A 21970-nucleotide genomic window follows, 5' to 3' on the forward strand; every position below is an offset into this window, starting at 1 on the left:
GGACCCCGACGACCGACCGGGAACCCCCTCTCGAGATCGTCGCCCGGTCCGGCGCCCCAGAGCCACCGGACCGGGCGACGAGTCATGATGCGAGCCGCTCCCTGCGCACGGGCTTCCAGCCGGGTCGGGGCACCGCGGCGCGCAGGGCCCTGGTGTACGGCTGCACAGGATCGGCGAGGATCTCGGCGGTGACGCCCTGATCGACCACGACGCCCTGCTCCATCACGATCATGCGGTCCGAGATCTGGTTGACCACGGCGAGGTCGTGCGAGATGAACAGGTAGCTGATCCTGCGCTCGGCCTTGATGTCGGCGAGCAGGTTCAGGATCTGCGCCTGGATCGACACGTCCAGGGCTGCCACCGCCTCGTCGAGCACGATCACACCGGGATCCGCGGCGAGCGCCCGCGCGATCGCGACGCGCTGCCGCTGCCCGCCGGAGAGCTGGTGCGGGAACTTCGCCCAGAACCCCCCGCCGAGCCCGACACTCTCCAGGATCGCCTGCGCGGCGCTGCGCGGCGTCGCGGTCTTCGCTGTCCCGTGCAGAGCCACCGAAGAGGAGATGATGTCGACGATCCGCTGCCGGCCGTTGAGCGACGAGTACGGATCCTGGAACACGTACTGCACCTCGCGCGCCCAGCGTCGCCGGTCGGCGAGGCGTCGCACGCCCCTGGTCCGGGACTCGCCGCGCACCGTGAGCTCACCGGCGGTGACCGACTCCAGGCCCACGAGCATGCGGGCCACGGTGGTCTTGCCCGAACCGGACTCGCCCACGATCGCCAGGCACTCGTCCGGCCGCAGCTCGAACGAGACGTCGTCGACCGCGACGATCGGCCCGCCCCTCGCACCGCGCGGGGCCGGGAAGACCTTGCGGAGGTTCTTCGCGACGATGATCGGTTCTGCGCCGGCACTCATGCGAAGGCCTTCCGCTGCTCGTGGATCTCTCGGTTGTAGGTGAGGACGGGAAGTCGCGCCACCCGCTCCTCGATGCTCGGGCGCGCGCCCAGCAGCTCGACCGTGTACGGATGCTGCGGATCCTCGTACACGTGCGGCCCCTGCTCGACGATCTCGCCGGCATACATCACGGCGAGCCGATCGCAGCAGGCCGCCGCGAGCTCCAGATCGTGCGTGATGAACAGCAGAGCGAGCCCGCGCGCCTTGCGCTGCTCGTCCAGGATGGCCATCACATCCGACTGGGCTGTGACGTCCAGCGCCGTCGTCGGCTCGTCCGCCAGGATCATCCGCGGCTCGGCCAGCAGCACGCTCGCGATCATCACGCGCTGCAGCAGGCCCCCGGACAGCTCGTGCGGATACTGCCGCAGGCGTGCTTCGGCGTTTCGCACGCCGACCTCATCGAGGAGCGCCACCGCTCGACGTTCGGCATCTCTCCGGTCCATGCCCCTGTCACGCACGAGCACCTCGGTGAGGAAGTCCCCCACCGTGTGCACGGGGTTCACGTGCGCACGCGGATCCTGAAAGATCATCCCGACGTCGGTCTGCCGATAGCGGCGGAGAGCGGCGGCGGACATGCCCAGCACGGAGGCGCCCGCGAACTCGATCGTCCCGGACACCCGGAACGCCGGATCCAGCATGCGCGTGATCGCCCGCGTGGTGAGTGATTTGCCGGATCCGGACTCCCCGACCAGCCCCAGGGCCTCGCCCTCGCCGATCTCGAACGAGACCCCGTTGAGCAGCGTCTGCTGGCTGCGACGCAGGCGCAGGGTGGCCTTGACGTCCTCGAGCCGGAGAAGCGGTTGCGCCATCACATGCTCCTTGCGTTGGTGACGAGGCGGTCGCCGATGACGGTGACGCACCAGACGATGAGGACGATGAGAGTGCCCGCTGCGATCGCTTCGCCCGGGTACCCGCGCAGTGTCGAATCGAACCCGCTCTTGACCATCAGGCCGAGGTCCGCGGTGGGAGGCTGCACACCGAGTCCGAGGAAGGACACGGCGGCGAGGTCGATCACCGCGAAGCCGAGCGACGAGACCGCCTGGGCGATCACGATCGGCTGCACGTTGCGCAGGATCTGGGTCGTGGTGATCCCGAACCCCGAGTGGCCCTGCAGCCAGGCGGCAGACACGTAGGGCAGGTTGCGCTCGCGCAGCGCGGCGCCGCGCACCACGCGGGCCGCGTACGGCACGTAGGCGATGGCGAGGCCGCACACGACCGTGAACAGGCTCGGCCCCCAGATCGCGACGGCGATGAGACCGAACACGATCCCCGGCACCGCGAACAGGATGTCCAGCACCCACACGATCACCGCATCGACACGACCGCCGCACCACGCTGCCACGAGCGCCAGCACCGTGCCGACGATCGTGGAGAGCAGGATCACGAGTCCGGGGCCAGCGAGGGTCACCTGCGCGCCGAACATCAGCCGGGACAGGATGTCGCGGCCGAGGGCGTCGGCGCCGAGCAGATGACCGGCGCTCGGGCCCGCGAGCGCGGCGAGCAGGTCGGGCGCGTTCGGATCCGCCGGCGCCACCCAGGGGGCGAACACGGCGGCGAGCACGATGACAGTGAGCAGCACCACCGCGATCGAGCCGATGACGCCGAGACGATCCCACACGCGACGCAGCAGGCTGTCCCCCCGACGCACCGAGGCATCCTTCGCCACCGCGATGGCGGTCGTCGTTCCGGCGCTCATCGCTTGCTCCCCAGGGTGATGCGCGGATCGATGAACGTGTACAGCACGTCCACGATCGCGTTGACGACGACGAAGGCCACGACCAGCACCAGCACGACCGCCTGCACCACGGCGAAGTCGCGCTGCAGGATCGCCTTGACCAGCAGCGATCCCAGGCCGTCCAGGGCGAACACGTTCTCCACCACCACGGCGCCCGCGATGAGCGTCGCGATCGTGAGGCCGAGCACGGTCGTGATCGGGATCAGCGCGTTGCGCAGCACGTGGCGGCGCACGATCAGTCCCTGCGAGAGCCCCCGGACGGTCGCGGTCTGCACGTGCTCACGTCCGCGCTCCTCGTTGACCGCGGCCCGCGTGATGCGGGCCAGGTAGGCGGCGCTGGCCACGCTCAGTGCGATGGCAGGCAGGAACAGGTGCCAGAGCGTGTCGAACCCGCCGGATCCCACACCGAAGGTGGGGAACCAGCCGAGGCCGACCGCGAACAGGCTGATCAGCGCAACGCCGACCACGAACACGGGCGTGGACAGGCCGACGGCGGACAGGGTCGAGACGACCTGGTCCACCCACCCGCCGCGCAGGGCGGCGACGGTGCCGGCCAGGATGCCCACGACCGCGATGATGACCGCGGCGAGGGCGACGAGCGCCGTCGTCGTCCCCGCACGCGAGGCCAGCAGATCCGACACGGGCTGGCGGTACACGATCGAGCGGCCCAGATCGCCGTGCAGCACATCGCCCAGCCAGGCGATGTAGCGCACGACGAAGGGGTCGTTCAGGTGGTACTGCGCCGTGACGGCGGCGATCTGTGCGGCGCTGCCGCCGCGCGGACCGAGGATGAAGGCGAGGGGGCTGCCCGGGGCCAGGTACAGCAACCCGAACACGAGGAACGAGGTCACCAGGAGTACCAGGAGCAGCCCCCCGATGCGCCTCAGCAGGAAGGACGCGAAGGACATGGGACTACTTCGTCCCGCCGATCGCGACCGCCCACGGTGAGTACAGGTAGGCGAAAGACGGCACGGCGCCGGAGATCCGCTTGTTCTGGATCATCGTGGTCGGCTCGTACGCGAGCGGGATCCAGGGCAGACCCTGGGTGACCTTCTCCTGGATGTCGACGACGAGCTTGGCCCGCTCGGCGTCGTCCGTGGTCTGCAGAGCCTTGGCGATCTGGCCGTCGGCGCCGTTCCACTGGATGTAGTCGTGGGAGTTGGTCGACTCGAAGAAGCTGTACACCCCGAGCGGATCCGCGAAGTCGCCGTAGTTGGTCGTGAAGAAGCCGTCCAGGCCCTTGCGCGCGGTGGGGTCGAAGTAGAGGTTGCCGAACTGCTCGACCGGGATCACCTTCGTCTGCACGTTCAGACCGATCGCCTGTCCCGCGGCCTGGATGACACTGGCGGTCTGCTCGTGCACGGCCGAGCTGCCCTGCACCGCGAGGACGATCGGCGTCTTCGGCGAGCCGGCCTCCTCGACCAGCTTCTTCGCCTTCTCCAGATCAGGCTTCACGTCGAACTTCTTGTACGCGGCGGAGAACTCGTCCTTGCCGTAGCCCCACATGTCGGGGCCGGCGATCGTCGGCGCCGGGATGCCCGCGCCCTGGAAGACGACCTTCGTGAGTGCGCTGCGATCGATCGCGAGCGACAGCGCCTGACGGATCTTCTCGTCACCCATCGCGCCGTCCTTGTTGATCGCCGCGAGCGTCCAGAACACGAAGGACTTGCCGAACGTGGTGGTCACCTTGTCGCTCTTCTGCAGCTGAGACAGACCGGCCGGCGGCAGGTAGAAGAACTGGCCGTCCACGTCGCCGGTGCGCAGGGCGTTGATGGCGGTGGACTCGTCGGCGATGAAGCTGAACGAGATCTCCTTCACCTTCGGCTTCACCGACGTATCCCAGTAGGCGTCGTTGCGCTCGAGCGTGAGGCTCTTGCCGGAGTTCCAAGCGCCGACCTTGAACGGGCCGGTGCACTGCAGGTTGCCCTTCGGCGTGCCGAACGCCTGTCCGTCGGCTTCGACAACGGCCTTCTCCACGATGGCGCCGGCGGCGGAGCTCATCGCCTGGGCGAAGAGCACGTCGGGCTTGGAGAGCTTGACGGTGACCTGGAGCGGACCGGTGACGGTCGCCGATGCGACGTTGTGGAAGTAGTCGGACCAGTAGCTCTTGGTGTCGGGGCCGATCTGGCGCTGCAGCGAGTAGGCCACGTCCTCCGCCGTCAGCAGGTTGCCATCCCAGAACGTCACGCCATCGCGGATCGTGTACACCAGCGTGGTGTCGTCAGGAGTCTCGACCTTGCTGGCCAGGCCCGGCTCGATGGACAGGTCCGGCTTGATCCGCATCAGGCTCTCGCAGAGGTTCGCGGTGACGGTGTTCTCCGCATAGTTCCAGGTGAAGATCGGATCGATCGACGAGGGTTCGTACGGGAGATTCCACTTCAGCTGGTCCACCGGTTCGGTGCCGGCGGGCGTGGTTGTGGCGAGCTTGGTGAGATCGAGCGAGAGCTCGGACGGGCCGGACGTCTGCCCCTTGGGGGTGCCGGTGCAGCCGGCCAGAGCCAGAGCGGCGACCGCCACGACGGCGGCGGCGCCGAGTGCTGTCTTGCGAAGGACCACGAGAAACTCCTGTGTTTTCGGGTTGCGGGTGAGGTGTTGCGGATGGAGGGGGATGCGTCAGAGCACCCGGCCGTGCCTGATGACACGGAGAGGTGCAGGTCGGTCGACCACGAGCTGGGCGATGGTCGGGGCGTCGAACTCGAGACGGGTGGCGCTCGTGGCGTCCGTGTCGAGGGCCAGGTCCGGGATGCCGAGCATCCGACCGCCCTCTGTCGAGGCGATCCGGTAGCACCGCTCGAGATCGGCGTCGGTGATGGCTCCGGTCCGGTAGCCGAGCAGATGAGCGCGGTCCACCATGCTCCCGGTGCCGTACGGGCTCCAGCTGTCTCGCACACCGTCCGACCCCGCGGCGAGCTGCACGCCATGGGATTCGAACAGGTCGAGGTCGGGCACGGGATCCGGTCCCAGCGCGCAGGTGGTGATCCAGAGGCGGGCATCGGCGACATCGTCCAGCGTGGCGCGTAGCGAGGGGAGCGTGTCGTCGCACAGCGCGAAGGCATGGCTGACCGTGACGCGGCCCTGCATGCTCGCGGCGCGGGTGCGGGCGGCGATCTCGCGGATCTGCGCCAGGCCTTCCTCTCCCCCGTCGTGCAGGTGGATGTCGAGGTCGCGCCCGGAACGCGCGGAGAGCCCGAACACGGCGTCGAGGTGGCCGGCGACATCGCCGTCGCGGCCGAGCGGGTCGATGCCCCCGACGATGTCCGCTCCCGCATCCAGGGACGCCGACATGAGGTCGAGCGAGCCCGGATCGGTGAGCAGGCCGAACTGCGGGAAGCAGACGATCTGCACGGTGAGATCCGGACCGATCCGCTCGGCCGCCGCTCGTACCCCCTCGACGTGGGCGAGGCCTACGGCGGTGCCCACATCGACGTGGGCGCGCATCGCCAGGGTGCCGTTGCGCAGCGCGTGGGACATCAGCGCGTGGGCGCGGTCCTCGACGCTCTTGCCGTACTCCGAGAGGGCGAGGATGTTGTTGCGGATCAGCTCGTCGAGCGTCGCGGCCGGCCGTCGTGTCATCCACCGGTCGCCCCAGGATGTCTTGTCCGGATGGATGTGCGCGTCGACCAGACCCGCCGCGACGAGCGGACTGCGCTCGGGACCAGCTGCCATCGTGCTCCTGCTCCTCGTCCGGCGTCTTCGCCGGCTCGGATGATCGGGGGTCATCGTGTGGATATTCATCAGGTTATCTGACGTCTGACAACCATACGGCCAACATGGCCCACAATGGAACCGTGGAACCGATCCAACGCCGTTCACTGGTCGACACCGTCGTCGAGCGCCTCCAGACCGAGATCGCTGCCGGCACCTGGGGAATCGGCCAGCGCATCCCCAGCGAGGCCGAGCTCGTCGCCCAGTTCGGCGTCAGTCGCCCCTCCGTCCGCGAGGGCGTGCGCGCTCTTGCGCAGCTCGGCCTCCTCGAGAGCCGACAGGGCGACGGCACCTATGTGATCGCACGCGATCCCACGGAGGTGGCGCTGCGTCGCACCCTCCGCGACGCCGACGCCCTGGAGGTCATGCGCGTGCGCCGTGCCCTCGACGTGCTCGCGGCCCGGGAGGCGGCGCAGAACCGGAGCGCCGCCGATCTGACGGTCATCGAGACCGAACTCATCGCAAGGAATGCGGCTGCCCGCCGAGACGACCAGGACGTGTTCATCCAGCACGATGTCGCGTTCCATCTCGCCATCGCCATGGCCGCGCACAACGAGCTGCTCGCCGGGATATATGTCAGCTTCGACTCCTCGTTGCTCAACGCGGTCACCGCGAACGCGCCAGGGTCCATGGCGATCGTGGCGACGATCGCCGACCGACACGAGGCGCTGTTCCACGCGATCCGCAACCAGGATCCGGATGCCGCCCAGGCGGCGGCGCTGGGCGTCGTGGACCAGTCGGAGAAGCTCCTGGACGCCTGACCCCGCCTCAGCAGCATCGGCATACCGCGTGCGGAGTACGCGCACTTCATCCCGTGAGACGATGCGAGGTCCCCGGCGATCAGCGAGGCTGAACGCGGCGGATCCGCCACCGAGTCCTGGAGCGCGAATGACGAGTCCTGCCCCCACGATCCCCGCACCATCGGCGCCGGTGCTCTCCGTGCGCGACGTGCACAAGTCCTACGGCCGAGGAAGCGGTCGTTTCGACGCGCTGAAGGGGGTGAGCCTGGACATCGCGGCCGGCGAGAGCATCGCGATCATCGGCAAGAGCGGATCCGGCAAGTCGACGCTCATGCACCTGATGGCGCTGATGGATGAACCGAGTTCGGGGGCCATAGCGCTGAGCGGCCAGGACACGGCGATGTTGAAGGGGGCGGCGCTGAACCGGATCCGCAACAAGACCTTCGGGTTCGTCTTCCAGCAGTTCTTCCTGACCCCGAATCAGAGCGTTCTCGAGAACGTCGTGCTGCCGCTGAAGATCGCCGGCATCGGTGCGGGCGAGCGGAAGCGCCGCGGCATGGCCGCGCTGGCGCAGCTCGATCTCGCCGACAAGGCCAGGAACAAGGCGGTGAACCTCTCCGGCGGTCAGAAGCAGCGCACCGTCATCGCCCGTGCGCTGGTGAACGACCCGCGCATCATCTTCGCCGACGAGCCCACGGGCAACCTCGACTCGGTGACCGGAGCTGTCGTCGAGGACATCCTGTTCGCCCTGAACCGAGACCACGGGATCACGCTGGTGATCGTCACCCACGACGAGGACCTCGCCGCGAGGTGCGACCGGCGCGTGCACATCAAGGACGGGCTGATCGAGGAGACGGCGGCATGAAGACGCTCGACCTCATCGGCACCGCGATCTCGAGCACCTTCCGCTCGAAGACGCGCACCACGCTCACGATCCTCGCGATCTTCGTGGGCGCGTTCACTCTGACCATCACCAACGGCCTCGGCACCGGCATCAACAAGTACATCGACGACACCGTCTCCGGCTTCGGTGCGAGCGATGTGCTGACGGTCACCAAGAAGGTCGACGCCGGCACCGCACCCGGCAGCACGGCCCCGAGGGAGTACGACCCGAACACGGCGACGACGGGTGGCGGGAGGGGTGGCGTCAGCACCGTCGCCGTGCTGACGCAGAGTGACCTGGACGCACTCGCGAGCGTGAAGGGCGTGACCGCGGTGAAGCCGGTCCGCGCGGTCTCGGTCGACTACGTGCAGTTCGGTGACGGCAAGAAGTACGTGATCAGCGCCGGCGGTCTCGTCGCCGGGCAGACCGTGAAGCTCGCAGCCGGTTCTGCGCCGAGTGATGCGAGCAGCGATCTGCAGCTCGCGCTGCCCACCGACTTCGTCACTCCGCTCGGCTTCTCGAGCGCCGCCGACGCCGTCGGCAAGACCGTGACGCTCGCGGTGACCGATGCGACCCGCACCCGGCACACGATCGAGGCGACGGCCTCCGGCGTCTCCGAATCGACGTTCAGCCTGACCGGGGGCGCCGCGAGCATGCTGCCGAATGATGCGCTGACCGGCGCGCTCTACGACGCCCAGCAGACGGGCGTGCACGCGGATCAGCAGAACCGTTACACACAGGCCAGGGCCTGGTTCGCACCCTCGTCCTCCCCCGCGCAGGTGACTGCACTGCAGCAGCGTCTCACAACAGCCGGCTTCAGTTCGACGACGGTCGCGCAACAGCTCGGCACTTTCAAGGCGGTGATCGACGGGATCGTGCTGGTCCTGAACGCCTTCGCGATCATCGCGCTGCTCGCCGCGAGCTTCGGCATCATCAACACCCTCTACATGTCGGTGCAGGAACGGACCCGCGAGATCGGCCTGATGAAGGCGATGGGCATGGGTTCGGGTCGCGTGTTCGGGCTCTTCAGCCTGGAGGCGACGTTCATCGGCTTCCTCGGCAGCGCGCTGGGCGTCCTCGGCGGGATGCTGGTCGGCAGCGTTGTGAGCCGGATCCTGGGGCGCACGCTCCTGTCGGATCTGTCCGGACTGCAGCTCGTGGCGTTCGACGCGAGATCCATCGTGTCGGTGATCCTGCTGGTGATGGTGATCGCTTTCCTCGCCGGCACGCTCCCCGCGGCACGGGCTGCGCGCCAGGATCCCGTCGAGTCGCTCCGCTACGAGTAGCCGGGGCACCGGCGGCGTCGCCGGCGCCGTGGGGCAGAGGTCGCGCTGCACGATACGGTGAACTCGTCGAACAGAACGCCCGAGAGGAACAGCATGCGCCCCTACCTGGACAAGGCGATCCCCGATGCGTGGAAGGCCGCGTCCGAGTACTCGGACGCCGTCGCGAGAGCGACGGCAGCGCACGGGCTCAGCACCGCCGAGGCCGAGTTCATCAAGGTGCGCGCGTCGCAGATCAACGCGTGCGCGTTCTGCCTCGACCTGCACGCACGAGAGGCGCGCGGCGCCGGCATCACCCAGCAGAAGCTCGATGTGCTGCCCGCCTGGCGCGAATCCGACCTCTTCACCAAGCGGGAGAAGGCCATGCTGGCGATCGCCGAGGCTGCGACCCGGATGCCGCTCGGCGAGGAGGCGGAGGCCGATCTCGCCGCCGCCCGCGGGCTGCTGGGCGATGACGTCTTCGCGGCCGCGGAATGGGTCGCGCTGACCATCAACATGTTCAATCGGCTCTCCATCCTCAGCGAGCACCCGGTGCGCCCGCGCGACGCCGAAGGCAACCTCATCCGCTGATCCGCACCCGGAGGTGGGACATGATCCAGGGAATCGACACACGGCGGCCGCCATCAGGCCCAGGCTGCGTGGAATGCGAGCGGGACGGAGGGTGGTGGTTCCACCTGCGTCGTTGCGTGCAGTGCGGGCACGTGGGCTGCTGCGATGACTCCCTCGGCCAGCACGCCACCGCGCATGCGACCGGGACCGGCCACCGCTTCATCCAGAGCTACGAGCCCGGCGAGGACTGGTTCTGGGACTATCGCACGTCGCAGATGGTCGACGGTCCGGAACTCGCCCCGCCGCGGAGCTACCCCGAGGACCAATCCGCACCGGGCCCGGCCGAGCGCGTCCCCGCGGACTGGCAGGATCGGCTCCTTCGCGCCCGGGCCGAACGCGACGGTCGTTCCGGCTGAACCGGACCGGATCCTTCGGACAGACCGGATCCTCGCCACGGCCGCAGTCGCTCAGACGACTTCGGGCCCGCCGGAGCGATCCGACGGGCCCGTAGAGTGGGGTGGCGCTTACTGCGCGACGGCCTCGTCCCGACGCGGCAGCACCCAGCCGGCGCGCGGGAAGTGGCACGTGTAGCCGTCGGGGTACCGCACCAGGTAGTCCTGGTGCTCGGGCTCGGCCTCCCAGAACGGGCCCTCGGGCTCGATCGTCGTCACGGCCTTGGCCGGCCACAGGCCGGAGGCGTCGACGTCGGCGATCGTGTCACGGGCGACCCGCTCCTGCTCAGGGCTGAGCGGGAAGATCGCCGATCGGTAGCTCGTGCCGATGTCGTTGCCCTGGCGGTTCAGGGTCGACGGATCGTGGATCTGGAAGAAGAACGCGAGGATGTCGCGGTACGTGGTCTTCGACGGGTCGAAGACGATCTCCACCGCCTCGGCATGCCCCGGGTGGTTGCGGTAGGTGGCGTGCTCGTTGCTGCCGCCGGTGTAGCCGACGCGCGTGCTGAGCACTCCGGGCTGGCGGCGGATGAGATCCTCCATGCCCCAGAAGCAGCCGCCGGCGAGCACGGCGGTCTCGGCGCCCGGGACGCGGGCGATGGATCCGGTATCGGCGGGTCCGCTGGTCATGATGCGTTCTCCTCTGGGGTCTGCGGGGTGGTCTCGAACAGTCCACGGTACGCGCCGTAGCCCTGCTCCTCGAGCTCGGCGGCGGGGATGAACCGGAGAGATGCCGAGTTCATGCAGTATCTCAGCCCGCCCGCATCGCGCGGGCCGTCATCGAACACGTGGCCGAGGTGGCTGCCGGCTGCGGCCGAGATCGCCTCGGTGCGCACCATGCCGAAGGTGCGGTCGGTCTTGGTGGTGACGGCGTCCGCATCGATCGGCCGAGTGAAGCTCGGCCAGCCCGTCCCACTGTCGAACTTGTCCGTCGACGAGAACAGCGGCTGTCCCGAGACGACGTCGACGTAGACGCCCGGATCATGGTTGTTCCAGTAGGCGTTGCGGAACGGCGGCTCGGTGCCGCCCTCCTGCGTCACCGCGTACTGGTGCGCGGTGAGCGCGTTCAGCGCCTCATCGGTCCTGCGGTAGTCGGTGGGATTCATCGTGATGCTCCTCCTCTGGCGCCGCTGGCTGCGGCGTCATAAGGAAGAACCACGATCGCGGCGGTTTTGGTCCCGCGAAGCTATGCAGCTGCTGTGAGTTCGCGTCCGCGGTTCAGTCGCTCGCGCCGACCGCGTCCCTCGCCGGGCGCCGGCCTGCGAGCAGCACAGCGAATCCGGCCACCACGCACACGGCGGTCAACGCGACGAAGGAGAGCGTGAACGAGGCTCCAGCGGCCAGAGCGCCGATCGCGAGTGCGCCGACGCCGGTGCCGGCGTCGAACGCGACGTTCCACGCGGTGCTGGCGACCCCTCTCGCATGCTCTCCGGCGAGCTCGAACGCCCGAACCAGGGTCACGTTCTGCATGATGCCGAACGACGTGCCCACGAGGACCGCGCCGACGATGAGCAGGATCGGGCCGGCGAGCCCGACGATGCCGGAGATCGCAGCCGCGATGGCGGCGAGCCCCAGCGCCGCGATCGCGAGTCCCGGAAGGATGAAGCGATCTGCGCCGTACCGGTCGGCGAGACCCCCGACGAACCAGCGCGCGAACGTCGCGGCCGCGGTGTAGAGGAACAGGGAAACGACGGTGAGCACCGCATCGGGCACGAACTGCGGCGTGAACGTGGTGATCGCCCCGCCCGCACAGGTGACGGCGGTCAACGCGAGGATGGGCGGTACGAGCCGCACCAGTGCCCGACGGTCCTCGCTCCGGCTCTCGTGCGGCGCCGGGCTCGGTCGTTCTGCGTCCTGGATGTCGGCCGTTGCCACCGCCCGTGCATGCTTCGCGATCGCGGCGCCGGCGGCGATAGCGAACGGGATCCCGACGAGCGGCAGCGCCGCGACCGCCAAGGCGACCGGCAGGCCCGCCTCGTCCGCGATCCACGGTGCGACCGGGGTGAGCACGAGCTGGGCGCCGGCGACCGCGAGCCCGTAGGCGCCGATCGCGCGTCCGCGTCGCTCGGGCGGGAACAGTGTGCCGACCGCAGAGGATCCGCTCACCGTGACGATGCCGAACCCGATCCCGCGCACGGCGGCGAGGACGAGGACCTGCCCCGGCGTCGTCGCGACGATCTCGCCGAGCGCCGGCAGTCCGAGCAGCAGACACGCGAGCGCGAGACTGATCCGCCACCCGATCCAGGACCGCATCCGCTCCACAACGAGCTGGGTGAGGATCGTGGCCGCCATGAGCACTGCGTTGACGAGTCCTGCGAGGAACTCGTCACCTCCGAGTGCGACCATGTGCAGGGGCGCGACCGGCAGCATCACCGCGAATCCCGCGAAGGCGAACGTCGTCATCGCCAGCAGTGCGGGCATGCCGGGCTCGCGCCACGGCGGGCCCGCGGGATTCGCGATCCGCACCGCGTCACCCTGATCCTGAGCGCTCATCACCGCGCCACCCTATCGAGTCCTGCGCCAGTGAGGCTCGCCCGCACCGCCGCGCGACCAATAAAGCCGCGGCAGGCCGAACCGTCCCAGCGGGTCAGCCCGGCGGGTCAACCCAGCGGGTCAGCCGGCCGCGATCCAGGGGCGGGTGAAGCCCAGCACACGTTCGCCGTCGAGGTCGGCGAGCGAGACGCCGACGAACGCGGTCGCCCCCTCCGAGCTCTGCCAGCGGAAGCGATACTCGTCCGACATCACGGCCGCGGCGATCACGGCACCGGCCGATTCTGCGGTCTGCGCATTCGCGAACGCACCCGAAGAGCGCGCGATGTAGGCCGCGAGAAGAGATGCGTAGGGTCCGCCTTCGTCGGACCGGACGACGTTCGCGACAAAAGAGCTGGCGACGGCCGCGGGCTCGATGACACTGACGCGGACGCCGAAGCGCTCGGCGACCACGGCGAGGGACTGCATGAACCCCTCGACCGCGAACTTCGCGCCGCAGTACGCGTCGGCGAACGGTTGCCCGACGGTGCCGCCCACGCTCGTGACGGTGAGGATGCGCCCGCTGCCACGCTCGCGCATGCCCGGCAGCACCAGCTTGGTGAGGTTCACCGGGGCCAGGTAGTTGACGTCGAGCTGGTCCTGCACCTGCTGCATGCTCAGTTGCTCGGCGGTGGCGACGCTGCCCCGGCCGGCGTTGTTCACCAGCACGTGGATCCCGCCGTGTTCGGCCTCGATCTCGGCGACGAGCCTCGCAGCAGCAGCGTGATCCACGACGTCGAGCGCGCGCACCTCGACGTCGACGCCGGCGGCCGCCGCCGCCGCATCCTGCAGCTCCCCGGCGCGGCCCACATCGCGCATCGTCGCCACCACATGCAGCCCCCTGCGCGCGAGTTCGATCGCGGCATGCAGCCCCATGCCAGAGGAGGTTCCTGTGATCAGTGCGACGTCGGTCATGCGAGAACACTATGCCCGTTGCGCCCACGCGGAACACCGGATTGACGCCGTCCGTCCGTGGCCGGCGAGGCTCATTCCCGCTGTGGGGATGCCGCACCTCGCGGGTACCCGCCGGGCAGGCGGTCCGGGATCCCTGGACCCCAGTGCGGAGGCGGCGCCTCGCTCGGGCTGAGCGGGGCGTACTGGCGCCAGGCCGAGACGTAGCGGAAGCCGGCGTACCAGACGGCCAGCGCCACCACGCAGAGCCCGATCAGCACGCCGGCCACGACCGCGACAGCCGTGGGTGCGCCGAGCGTCGTGCACACGCCCCCGACGAACATCCCGGTCACGGTCGCGTTCACGAGCACGCTCAGCATCAACGATGAGCCCAGGATCTGCTCGATTCCGCTGCGATGCCGGAAGAACGAGTAGGTCACCCGCATGCCGAGTTCGTCGTCGTGCGTCGATGCGAGGAAGTAGGCGGCGGCGGCCGGATCCACGTCCGCGTAGCCGGCACGGATCCGGTTCATCGCTGTGACGTACATGAAGTCCTCCTCCGAGACCACGAGCACCCGCATCAGCGTCAGCAGCCCGACGGCGGCGAGGAAGCCGAGGATCACGAGAGCGGCCGCAGGGAACCAGTCCGCGAAGTGCGACGCCTGGCCGAGGAGTCCGATCGTGACCAGCCCCGCGGAGACGAGCGTCAGGTAGATCGTGATCCGGGTGAGCACTTCGCTCTGCGCCGTGCTGCGCGCGGCGAGAAGCCCCCAGTGCTCGGTCGCGAGGATCTGCAGCCGGCGCGCCAGTGCCGCGTCGGCGGCGCCATCGCCGGCATCCGTCGCCATGATCCATGGTCCCACCGCGGCGGGGACGGCGGAAGGGGCGACGACCGCTCCTCACTCGGCTCAGCCCTATCCTGAAGAGACGAGGAGGGGCACATGGTCTCAAGCGGTCACGGCCAGGGCGGTACGCGGCGCGTCACGCTGACCGAGGTGGCCCGCCGCGCCGGCGTGTCGAGATCGGCGGCCTCCTTCGCCCTCAACGGCCGAACGGATCTGCGCATCTCCGAGGAGACGTCGGCGCGCGTCAGGCTCGCGGCCGAAGAGCTCGGCTACAGCCCCAACACCACGGCGAAGACACTCCGCACCGGGAAGTCCGGCACGGTCGCTCTCATCTCGGATTTCATCGGCACGACATCGTTCGCGAATGCGATGGTGCGCGGGGCGCTGCAGACTCTGCGCGCCGCGAACACCCTGCTCTACACCGTCGACACGCAGGGCGACCCGGAGGTCGAGGCCAAACTCCTGCAGAACCTCCTGGACCGGGACGTCGACGGGTTCCTGTACGCATCGATGTTCACCCGGCACGTCGACCTTCCCCCGCTCACCCGGAACGCGCCGCTCGTGTTGCTGAACTGCGTATCCTCCGACGTCGCCGCGGTGATCCCGGACGAGCGCGCTGCGGGTGAGACGGCGGCATCCGTACTTCTCGACGCCGGCCATCGCGACGCGATCTGGTTCGTCGGATCCTTCCCCCCGGGATTCACCGGAGCCGCGGTGTGGAACGGCTGGAGCCCGCTCGCGCTCACCGAGCGGCTGGACGGAATAGAGACGAGGCTGCGCAAGGCCGGGACCGCCCTCGCCGGCACGATGCCGATCGAGACCGATTGGGACGTCGAGAACGGACGTGCGGCCGTGACGCGCACCCTCAGCGCCGGCAGAGTCCCGACCGCGCTGATCTGCGCCAATGACGCCCTCGCCGTCGGCGCCTATCACGCGCTCTCGGATGCAGGGCTGCGGGTTCCGCACGACGTCTCGGTCATCGGCTTCGATGGCAGCCCGTTGACCCAGGCAGTGCTCCCCCGGTTGACATCTGTGGCGCTGCCCTATGAGGAACTCGGCAGGATCGCGGCTGAGATGCTGCTGCAAGATGCTCGGCCCTCTCTTCCTGTCCGCGTGCCGATGCCCCTTGTCCGGGGGGCATCCGTCTCGGCTCCTTCTCGGCTCGGCTGACCTCCTCACGCGCCGCGCTTGATCAAGAATTGACAGGTGCTATACCCGTATAGCACTATGACGTGACGCGGATCTGCGAGGAGCGAGACCGCCGCCCGGCTACGAAGGAGTAATCGCATGTTCACATCAAGATCCGACAGAGGCTCCCTGAGCGCATGGTGGGTCGGATTCGTCTGCGGCATGGCCACATTCGTCGACACCGGCGTGACGACGGGGATCCCGATCGCTCTGGTCCTCTTCCAGGCGCCCGCTCCCGGACAGCCGGGACTCACGCCGAACGACGTGGGCCTGCTCACCGGCATCCTGACGGCAGGCGTCGCGATCGGCTCCCTCCTCGGCGGCCGGCTCGGCGACCGCTGGGGGCGGCGCACGGTCTTCCTGCTGACGATGGCCGTCATCGTGCTCGGCGCCGCCGCACCGCTGCTCGGCCTCGGTCTGCCGATGCTCGTGATCGGCATCGCCCTGATCGGGATCGGCGTGGGCGCCGACCTGCCCGTTGCCCTCGCGACGATCGCCGAAGCGGCTCAGGATCGCAATCGCGGCAAGATCCTGGTCTTCTCCAATCTGCTCGGCGGGTTCGGGATCCTTCTGGCGGTGCTCCTCGCGATCAATTTCGGCGCAGCCGGGCCTCGCGGCGGACTGATCGTCTTCGGCGTCTTCGCGGCGATCGCCCTCGTCGTGCTGGGGCTGCGGCTCACCATCCCCGAGTCGACGGCATGGCTCGTCGCACGGGACGAGCGCCGCGCGGGCGTCCACACGGTGCGCGCCGAGCGCGGACGTCTCCGTGACTTCGGGCGCGCCGCCTACCGCCGCCCGTTCCTGACGCTGGTCGGTTACTACACGCTCGCCGCGATGGCGACGAGCGTGGCCGGCAGCTTCGGCACCTTCGTCGCCGTCAACGTCTCCCACTCCTCGATCGCCGAGTACAACTCCTGGACGATCCTCGCCATGCCCGCCGCCGTCGTCGGCGCGCTGTGGTTCATGGCCGTGGTGGACACCAGGCTGCGGATGTCGTACTACGTGATCGGGGCGATCGGCGTGGTCGCCGCGAACCTGCTTCCGGTCATCCTGAACTTCACCCTCCCGTCGATCATCATCGCCACCGTCGCGACCGTGTTCTTCGGAGCGTTCTGCTTCGAGACGATCATGAAGGTCTGGACGCAGGAGTCGTTCCCGACGATGCTCCGCGCCACCGCGCAGGGCACGATCTACGCGGTCTCCCGGTTCGCCACCGCCGCACTCAATGTCGTGACGCCGACGCTCGTCCTGCTCAACCCGAGCATGCTGTACATCGGGGTGTCGGTGCTCGCAGGAGCCGGGTTCCTCATCGGGTGGCTCGGATTCCGAAGGAACACGCGCAACGAGTTCGACCTCGAGTCCGAGCTCGTCACGTCGGCGGTCAGGACAGAGGCGACGACAGCATGACCCGCCGGCACCAGCAGCCCGTCCAGAAGGAGTCCGCATGACGACGATCGCCCCGTTCCAGACCCAGGTCGACGGAATCACCCTCCGCGGAGCGCAGTATCTGCCGGCGGGTCCTGGCCCGTTCCCCACCGCGATCCTCTTTCACGGCTTCGGGGCATCGCACATGGAGTTCTCGTCGGCGTTCGTCGCGCTCGCGAGGCGCCTCGCAGCCGTCGGAGTCGCTTCCATCGCCTATGACCGCGCAGGCCACGGCGAGAGCGACGGCGAGTTCTACGACACCTCCGTGTCGCTGGACGTCCGCCACGCGCACCAGGCCCTGGCAACGATCGCCGGCCTCGACACGGTCGATTCCGACAACCTCCATCTCGTCGGAATGAGCCTCGGCGCGGTGATCGCCTCGGTCCTGGCCGCAGAGACCGAACTGCCGTTGCGTTCCCTGACGATGTGGTCCACGGCGGCAGTGTTCGCGGACGAGATCCGCGGCGGCACACTGCAGGGCCGGTCGCTCGACGCGCTCGACACCGACGGGTACTTCGACTTCCTCGGCATGCGACTGGGCCCGGCGATGCGTGACGATGCGGTGTCCTTCGATGTCTACGGTCGCGCCTCCGGTTACACCGGGCCCGTGCGCCTGCTCCACGGCGCGGAGGACTTCGTCCCCGTTGCGTACGCAGAGCGCTACCTCGAGATCTACGGCGACCAGGCCGACCTCATCGTCGTGGACGGAGCGGACCACGGCTGGGCACAGGTGCCCCAGCGGGAGATCGTGCTCTCGCGGACGACCGAGTTCATCGAGGCGAACACCCACCGGACGGAGACGAGATGACCAGCGCAGGCCATGGAACGACCGTCTCGCTTCCGAGCGGGACCGTGCGCGTGGAGGGCCACCTCGATCTCATCGAAACCGCGGACGGCGTCCGCCCGGTGCGGATACCTGTGAGCCAGTGGAGCCACTTCCCTCCGGCCGGAGAGATCCTGCGCGCCATGGCGTCGAACGCGAGCGGAGTGCGGCTGCGGGTCCATACGGAAGCCACACGGTTGACGCTCGGCGTCCGCTGCACGCGGATCCGGATCGGCGAGGCCGAACGTCCGGGCGACGTCTTCGTCGCACAGGTCGAGGGGACGACGGTGGCGGTCGCTCAGGCGCCCGATACGCAGACGATGCACATCTCGCCTGCTGCCGACGAAGCCACCGTGATCGCACACAGCGAGACCTCGACCGTCGAGCTCGCGCCCCTTCCCGCCGGGCCGAAGGTCGTGACGGTGTTCCTCCCCCAAGGCATGACCGTCGACCTCGTCGACATCGTCGGGGATTCCCCCGTGCTGCCCGCTCCCCCGAGTGATCGCCCGGTCTGGCTGCATCACGGAAGCTCGATCAGTCATTGCGCGGAGGCCGATCTGCCCACAAGCGTCTGGCCGGTCTTCGCTGCGGAGCTCACCGACCTCGACGTCATCAACCTGGGCTTCGGCGGCCAGTGCATGCTCGACCCGTTCGTCGCGGACGCCATCGCCGCCGCGCCCGCGGACATCATCTCGCTGAAGGTGGGCGTCAACATCGTGGGCGCGCGATCGATGGATCAGCGCACCTTCGCCCCTGCGCTGCACGGCTTCATCGATCGGATCCGGGCCGGTCATCCGAACACCCCGATCGTCCTGTGCTCATCGATCCTGTGGCCTGGCAGCGACGAGATCCCGGGACCCAGCGACGTGGAGTTCTTCGATGACGGAGGCATCCGCTGCTTCACCGCGGGCGACCCCGCCGACATCGGCAGGGGCGCGCTGACTCTTGCGGAGTCCCGCCGGCACATCGAGCATGTCGTCGAGGTCCGTCGCCAAGCGGGCGAGAACATCTCCTACCTGGACGGGCTCACCCTCTACGGCCCGGCAGATGTGGACCGTCACCCTCTTCCCGACTCCCTGCACCCCGACACCGCGCTCTATGAGGAGATCGCCCGACGCTTCGCCCACCGTGTGTTCGGCCAGGAAGGCCTCCACCCGAGAGCAACGCTCGACCGGAAGGCGTGACGACGACCAGGACGCGGCGTCCGTCCCGGGAGGGTGCGGCTCCGGCCGCGCCCTCCTCTTGTGTTGACGCAGCGCGCCCCCAAGCGGCGGCGAAACGACCGCACAGGTCCACATCTCGGTCGACGCCGGCGATCGTCGTCTCAGAGACGGGACGCCGCCTCCGACGGGTCGCACGAGGACAGCACCGCGAGCGACCACGTCGTTCAGGAGACGACGAGAGGCCCGATCCTCACGGATCGAGCCTCTCGTCTTTTGTCGGGCTGACAGGATTTGAACCTGCGACCCCTTGACCCCCAGGTGCCCTGTATGTGCCATTTGCCGCCGTTGACCCAGGGTTTTCCGTTTTCACGGGATGTCAGAGAACCTCGGGAGTTGCCATGTTTGCAGGATGTTGGTCACCTGATTGGTCCACTTCTCGTGGAAGAAGAAGCCCGGCCCGAAGGGGCTGCCGCCGCAGCTGGGCTTCGCGTTCTTCGGCAAGAGTTACGGGGGCTGGACCTCGCCATCGGGGACGCCATTGGCGTCCCCGCCCGGGTCCCGATAGTGCCCCTCCGATGCGGCGCCGATGTCGACGAGGTCGGTGGCGGCGAGATGGAATTGAGCCCATCCCCCGCTCGCACGCCAAACCCATAGGCTGACGCTCTCGTCGACGAAGTGTCGGCCGATCCAGACCTCGTCGAGGGGCCCGGTGCCGGTGAGAGTGCCGCCGAAAAGGTCGTTGTCCAGCCGGCGAACGACATCGAAGTGACTCTGTGCATGGAGCCAGAGGAACACTGCGCGGCGGTCGGCGGTCGCGCGACCGACCTTCTCGACGTCCGACGCATGCGGGCCAGCGAGCTGCTCTGATACAAAATCCGAGATGTAGTCGTCATCTGACGGGCTCCAGGTGAAGCCATCGTCGACGATGAGGAGCGTGCACACACCGGCGGGCAGTGATGCCTCGACGTGTGCGGAGGTAACGCCGACACTAGCCATGCCATGGAGCGTGGCAAACCCCGGCGGACAATGCCCTTGGGGCGTGAAAGCATGCTGCTGCCAGCTGTCACTCCACACCGCGTGCTCGTTCCGACTCTCGAGATCGGTGAGCCACGCCCCCAGCAACTGCTTCGTCTTTCGCGCGTTCCCGCTCGCCTGTACGGTGATCACCCATCCCTGATCAAGCCCATCGATGTTCCACGCCGCGTCCGGGAAGTGCTGCGACCACCCAGCGGAGTCGCCGACAACGGCACCGTCGGCGATCGTGGAGACCTCCACCGCAACAGTCGTCAAACCATCGGTGAGATCGAAGTCGTGCGTCCCCGGGGCTGCACCCTTGACATCCCTCGGCACGACCATCCAGTCCGCGCCATACACAGCCCGCATTGACTGCGCGGCGCGCACTTCTCGATCGTCCAGATCCGTGTTCCCTTTAGCCATACCGAACGCTAGCAGCGGGCAAGGGTTCGGCCCGCTCCGGGGGTTGGCGTCCTTGCTCGACACCGGCAGGTTCCAGAATGGGTACATGTATCAGCGCAAGAATCCGATCTCGGGGTATGAGACTCGGTATGACGAACGGTTGGAGCGGGCGAAGGAAGCCGCGCGCAACGTCGGGAACGATGCGCTGCTGAGTGTCGAGCTCGGGCAACTCGTGGACACCATCGTCGAGCGGCATGCTGCCGGCTTCGTCGAGCCGGTGTGGGACTCGTTCGCGTTCAAGACACACGAGTACCCCGACGATTCCAATCCCGACGCGGCCCCAGTTCTGCGAATCACCGCAGAGATGAGAGTGCTCGGGGCCGCGCAGGCCCTGAAGGGTGTCTCGCACGGTGGACACGGCACGGGGGCTTCAGACTGGGACGAGTCTTCGGTCGGGGAATGGTGGATGGAGATCCACCTCGAGCTCGCCGGTAACGTCAAGGACGCTGCCACGTTGAGTACCGAGATCGCGAGCTTTCGGGACGCGTGGTTCAATGCGCTCGGGCAGGCGATAGCAGACTCGCAAGCGGACCTAGAGGCGCACCGTGCTGCCGTTCGCGCGGCTGTCGGCGAGATTCTGGCACCCCGGTTGTACAGGTACCGGGCACTTCATTCGGTGAGCCAGGCGCTGGCAATCCCCCTCAATCGCGTGGATGGATCCCTTGCCGTTGACATCCCGATGCATCCCCGCGCCCTCACGATGAGCCGGATTGAGGTCTTGGCACGAGACGAGGGCAGCAGGCATGGGCTCGCCGAGAGTGTCGCCGATGCACTGATCGCCCAGATCGCGGCGTTCGGCAACGCTCTGGAACGGCTGCCCGCCACTGCGAACAAGTTGGCGGGCGCTGACGAGGAGTCCATCCGGGACGTGCTGTTATTCGTTCTCAATGCGAATTGGGCGGGGCAGGTGACCGGGGAGACGTTCGTCGGTGCTGGCAAGACGGACATCCACATGACGTGGGATGGCCGAGAAGCGTTCATCGGGGAGTGCAAGTTCTGGGCCGGCCGCAGCCAGTTCGCGAAGGCACTGAGTCAGCTCCTCGATCGCTACACGGTGTGGCGTGCCACCCGGGTCGCGTTGGTGCTGTTCATCCGAGACCGCGTGGACATCTCTGCCACGATCGTGAAGGCGTGGACGACGATCACCAGCCACGAGCGGTTCGTCGCTGAAGTGAGCTCGGGCGCGGGCGAACTGCGGGCCGCGCACATGGCTGCGCAGCACGACCGTGCGCAGCTGGTCCACCTCACTCTCGTCCCCGTCGTGATACCCGGCGAGAGCGAAGCCACCGTCCACGACCACGATTGATCTCATCTCGCTCACCACGAACGGA

At 68.4% G+C, this 21970-nt stretch carries 22 protein-coding genes; 10 read left to right on the forward strand and 12 right to left on the reverse strand.

The features are described from left to right. Nucleotides 1-82: 82 nt before the first annotated feature. Genes AB4078_RS09755 through AB4078_RS09780 form a run of 6 tightly spaced genes read right to left on the reverse strand, consistent with a single transcriptional unit; the run spans nt 83 to nt 6353 of the window. Nucleotides 83-913 carry an ATP-binding cassette domain-containing protein gene (locus tag AB4078_RS09755; RefSeq protein ID WP_441976963.1) on the reverse strand — a complete coding sequence of 277 codons (831 nt, stop codon included), beginning with the start codon at nt 911-913 and terminating at the stop codon, nt 83-85. Continuing rightward, on the reverse strand, nt 910-1761 hold the full coding sequence (locus AB4078_RS09760; RefSeq protein WP_441976964.1) for an ABC transporter ATP-binding protein: 852 nt from the start codon (nt 1759-1761) through the stop codon (nt 910-912). Before AB4078_RS09760 ends, AB4078_RS09755 begins: the two co-directional genes overlap by 4 nt. Then, nucleotides 1761-2648 (reverse strand): ABC transporter permease, encoded by an 888-nt coding sequence (locus tag AB4078_RS09765; RefSeq protein WP_441976965.1) that lies wholly within the window; start codon nt 2646-2648, stop codon nt 1761-1763. The genes AB4078_RS09760 and AB4078_RS09765 overlap by 1 nt, the downstream gene beginning before the upstream one ends. Then, nucleotides 2645-3595 (reverse strand): ABC transporter permease, encoded by a 951-nt coding sequence (locus AB4078_RS09770; protein ID WP_441976966.1) that lies wholly within the window; start codon nt 3593-3595, stop codon nt 2645-2647. Before AB4078_RS09770 ends, AB4078_RS09765 begins: the two co-directional genes overlap by 4 nt. A gap of 4 nt (nt 3596-3599) precedes the next feature. Beyond that, nucleotides 3600-5243 (reverse strand): ABC transporter substrate-binding protein, encoded by a 1644-nt coding sequence (locus tag AB4078_RS09775; RefSeq protein WP_441976967.1) that lies wholly within the window; start codon nt 5241-5243, stop codon nt 3600-3602. Between the two features lie 57 nt (nt 5244-5300). Continuing rightward, nucleotides 5301-6353 carry an amidohydrolase family protein gene (locus AB4078_RS09780; protein ID WP_441976968.1) on the reverse strand — a complete coding sequence of 351 codons (1053 nt, stop codon included), beginning with the start codon at nt 6351-6353 and terminating at the stop codon, nt 5301-5303. 122 nt (nt 6354-6475) lie between these two features. On the opposite strand from AB4078_RS09780, the gene AB4078_RS09785 reads away from it, so the two are divergent. The 5 genes from AB4078_RS09785 to AB4078_RS09805 all read left to right on the forward strand — a co-directional run bounded on the left by AB4078_RS09785 (nt 6476) and on the right by AB4078_RS09805 (nt 10263). Further along, on the forward strand, nt 6476-7153 hold the full coding sequence (locus tag AB4078_RS09785; protein WP_441976969.1) for a FadR/GntR family transcriptional regulator: 678 nt from the start codon (nt 6476-6478) through the stop codon (nt 7151-7153). 127 nt (nt 7154-7280) lie between these two features. Then, on the forward strand, nt 7281-7997 hold the full coding sequence (locus AB4078_RS09790; protein WP_440731393.1) for an ABC transporter ATP-binding protein: 717 nt from the start codon (nt 7281-7283) through the stop codon (nt 7995-7997). Beyond that, a complete protein-coding gene (locus tag AB4078_RS09795; RefSeq protein WP_441976970.1) occupies nt 7994-9301 on the forward strand; it encodes an ABC transporter permease in 1308 nt (435 codons plus the stop codon). Before AB4078_RS09790 ends, AB4078_RS09795 begins: the two co-directional genes overlap by 4 nt. 93 nt (nt 9302-9394) lie before the next feature. Further along, entirely contained in the window at nt 9395-9868 is a 474-nt protein-coding gene (locus tag AB4078_RS09800; RefSeq protein ID WP_441976971.1) for a carboxymuconolactone decarboxylase family protein, read from the forward strand. 20 nt (nt 9869-9888) lie between these two features. Next, nucleotides 9889-10263: a UBP-type zinc finger domain-containing protein gene (locus AB4078_RS09805; RefSeq protein ID WP_441976972.1), complete on the forward strand. Its 375-nt coding sequence runs from the start codon at nt 9889-9891 to the stop codon at nt 10261-10263. A 108-nt stretch (nt 10264-10371) separates the two neighbouring features. On the opposite strand, the gene msrA is transcribed toward AB4078_RS09805, so the two are convergent. The 5 genes from msrA to AB4078_RS09830 all read right to left on the reverse strand — a co-directional run bounded on the left by msrA (nt 10372) and on the right by AB4078_RS09830 (nt 14567). Beyond that, nucleotides 10372-10929 carry a peptide-methionine (S)-S-oxide reductase MsrA gene (gene msrA / locus AB4078_RS09810; protein WP_440731389.1) on the reverse strand — a complete coding sequence of 186 codons (558 nt, stop codon included), beginning with the start codon at nt 10927-10929 and terminating at the stop codon, nt 10372-10374. After that, nucleotides 10926-11405 carry a peptide-methionine (R)-S-oxide reductase MsrB gene (msrB, locus tag AB4078_RS09815; RefSeq protein ID WP_441976973.1) on the reverse strand — a complete coding sequence of 160 codons (480 nt, stop codon included), beginning with the start codon at nt 11403-11405 and terminating at the stop codon, nt 10926-10928. The genes msrA and msrB overlap by 4 nt, the downstream gene beginning before the upstream one ends. A 112-nt stretch (nt 11406-11517) precedes the next feature. Further along, a complete protein-coding gene (locus tag AB4078_RS09820; protein ID WP_441976974.1) occupies nt 11518-12792 on the reverse strand; it encodes an MFS transporter in 1275 nt (424 codons plus the stop codon). A 120-nt stretch (nt 12793-12912) separates the two neighbouring features. Next, on the reverse strand, nt 12913-13743 hold the full coding sequence (locus tag AB4078_RS09825; protein WP_441976975.1) for an SDR family NAD(P)-dependent oxidoreductase: 831 nt from the start codon (nt 13741-13743) through the stop codon (nt 12913-12915). Nucleotides 13744-13814: 71 nt separating this feature from the next. Beyond that, complete coding sequence (locus tag AB4078_RS09830) at nt 13815-14567, reverse strand: hypothetical protein (RefSeq protein WP_441976976.1); 753 nt, start codon at nt 14565-14567, stop codon at nt 13815-13817. A gap of 93 nt (nt 14568-14660) precedes the next feature. Between AB4078_RS09830 and AB4078_RS09835 the strand changes: the two genes are divergently transcribed. The 4 genes from AB4078_RS09835 (at nt 14661) to AB4078_RS09850 (ending at nt 19184) form a co-directional block, all read left to right on the forward strand. Further along, nucleotides 14661-15734 (forward strand): LacI family DNA-binding transcriptional regulator, encoded by a 1074-nt coding sequence (locus AB4078_RS09835; protein WP_441976977.1) that lies wholly within the window; start codon nt 14661-14663, stop codon nt 15732-15734. A gap of 180 nt (nt 15735-15914) precedes the next feature. Further along, nucleotides 15915-17159 carry an MFS transporter gene (locus tag AB4078_RS09840; protein WP_441976978.1) on the forward strand — a complete coding sequence of 415 codons (1245 nt, stop codon included), beginning with the start codon at nt 15915-15917 and terminating at the stop codon, nt 17157-17159. Between the two features lie 37 nt (nt 17160-17196). Continuing rightward, nucleotides 17197-17985, forward strand: coding sequence for an alpha/beta hydrolase (locus AB4078_RS09845; protein WP_441976979.1), 789 nt, complete (start codon nt 17197-17199; stop codon nt 17983-17985). After that, complete coding sequence (locus tag AB4078_RS09850) at nt 17982-19184, forward strand: SGNH/GDSL hydrolase family protein (protein WP_441976980.1); 1203 nt, start codon at nt 17982-17984, stop codon at nt 19182-19184. Before AB4078_RS09845 ends, AB4078_RS09850 begins: the two co-directional genes overlap by 4 nt. A gap of 483 nt (nt 19185-19667) precedes the next feature. Here AB4078_RS09850 and AB4078_RS09855 read toward each other — a convergent pair whose 3' ends face one another. Then, complete coding sequence (locus tag AB4078_RS09855) at nt 19668-20600, reverse strand: hypothetical protein (RefSeq protein WP_441976981.1); 933 nt, start codon at nt 20598-20600, stop codon at nt 19668-19670. A gap of 85 nt (nt 20601-20685) precedes the next feature. Between AB4078_RS09855 and AB4078_RS09860 the strand changes: the two genes are divergently transcribed. Next, nucleotides 20686-21945 (forward strand): hypothetical protein, encoded by a 1260-nt coding sequence (locus AB4078_RS09860; protein ID WP_441976982.1) that lies wholly within the window; start codon nt 20686-20688, stop codon nt 21943-21945. Nucleotides 21946-21970 lie beyond the last annotated feature (25 nt).

This window comes from Microbacterium sp. 2MCAF23, assembly GCF_052115565.1.
Classification (GTDB): Bacteria; Actinomycetota; Actinomycetes; order Actinomycetales; family Microbacteriaceae; genus Microbacterium.

Bases quoted from the DNA above. Each gene is read 5' to 3' on its own strand.
- AB4078_RS09770 (WP_441976966.1), bottom strand. From the start codon at position 3,595: ATGTCCTTCGCGTCCTTCCTGCTGAGGCGCATCGGGGGGCTGCTCCTG.
- AB4078_RS09830 (WP_441976976.1), bottom strand. From the start codon at position 14,567: ATGGCGACGGATGCCGGCGATGGCGCCGCCGACGCGGCACTGGCGCGC.
- AB4078_RS09860 (WP_441976982.1), top strand. From the start codon at position 20,686: ATGTATCAGCGCAAGAATCCGATCTCGGGGTATGAGACTCGGTATGAC.
- AB4078_RS09760 (WP_441976964.1), bottom strand. From the start codon at position 1,761: ATGGCGCAACCGCTTCTCCGGCTCGAGGACGTCAAGGCCACCCTGCGC.
- AB4078_RS09835 (WP_441976977.1), top strand. From the start codon at position 14,661: ATGGTCTCAAGCGGTCACGGCCAGGGCGGTACGCGGCGCGTCACGCTG.
- AB4078_RS09820 (WP_441976974.1), bottom strand. From the start codon at position 12,792: ATGAGCGCTCAGGATCAGGGTGACGCGGTGCGGATCGCGAATCCCGCG.
- AB4078_RS09795 (WP_441976970.1), top strand. From the start codon at position 7,994: ATGAAGACGCTCGACCTCATCGGCACCGCGATCTCGAGCACCTTCCGC.
- AB4078_RS09765 (WP_441976965.1), bottom strand. From the start codon at position 2,648: ATGAGCGCCGGAACGACGACCGCCATCGCGGTGGCGAAGGATGCCTCG.
- AB4078_RS09840 (WP_441976978.1), top strand. From the start codon at position 15,915: ATGGCCACATTCGTCGACACCGGCGTGACGACGGGGATCCCGATCGCT.
- AB4078_RS09805 (WP_441976972.1), top strand. From the start codon at position 9,889: ATGATCCAGGGAATCGACACACGGCGGCCGCCATCAGGCCCAGGCTGC.
- AB4078_RS09850 (WP_441976980.1), top strand. From the start codon at position 17,982: ATGACCAGCGCAGGCCATGGAACGACCGTCTCGCTTCCGAGCGGGACC.
- AB4078_RS09790 (WP_440731393.1), top strand. From the start codon at position 7,281: ATGACGAGTCCTGCCCCCACGATCCCCGCACCATCGGCGCCGGTGCTC.
- AB4078_RS09755 (WP_441976963.1), bottom strand. From the start codon at position 913: ATGAGTGCCGGCGCAGAACCGATCATCGTCGCGAAGAACCTCCGCAAG.
- AB4078_RS09855 (WP_441976981.1), bottom strand. From the start codon at position 20,600: ATGGCTAAAGGGAACACGGATCTGGACGATCGAGAAGTGCGCGCCGCG.
- AB4078_RS09800 (WP_441976971.1), top strand. From the start codon at position 9,395: ATGCGCCCCTACCTGGACAAGGCGATCCCCGATGCGTGGAAGGCCGCG.
- AB4078_RS09825 (WP_441976975.1), bottom strand. From the start codon at position 13,743: ATGACCGACGTCGCACTGATCACAGGAACCTCCTCTGGCATGGGGCTG.
- msrA (WP_440731389.1), bottom strand. From the start codon at position 10,929: ATGACCAGCGGACCCGCCGATACCGGATCCATCGCCCGCGTCCCGGGC.
- AB4078_RS09845 (WP_441976979.1), top strand. From the start codon at position 17,197: ATGACGACGATCGCCCCGTTCCAGACCCAGGTCGACGGAATCACCCTC.
- msrB (WP_441976973.1), bottom strand. From the start codon at position 11,405: ATGAATCCCACCGACTACCGCAGGACCGATGAGGCGCTGAACGCGCTC.
- AB4078_RS09780 (WP_441976968.1), bottom strand. From the start codon at position 6,353: ATGGCAGCTGGTCCCGAGCGCAGTCCGCTCGTCGCGGCGGGTCTGGTC.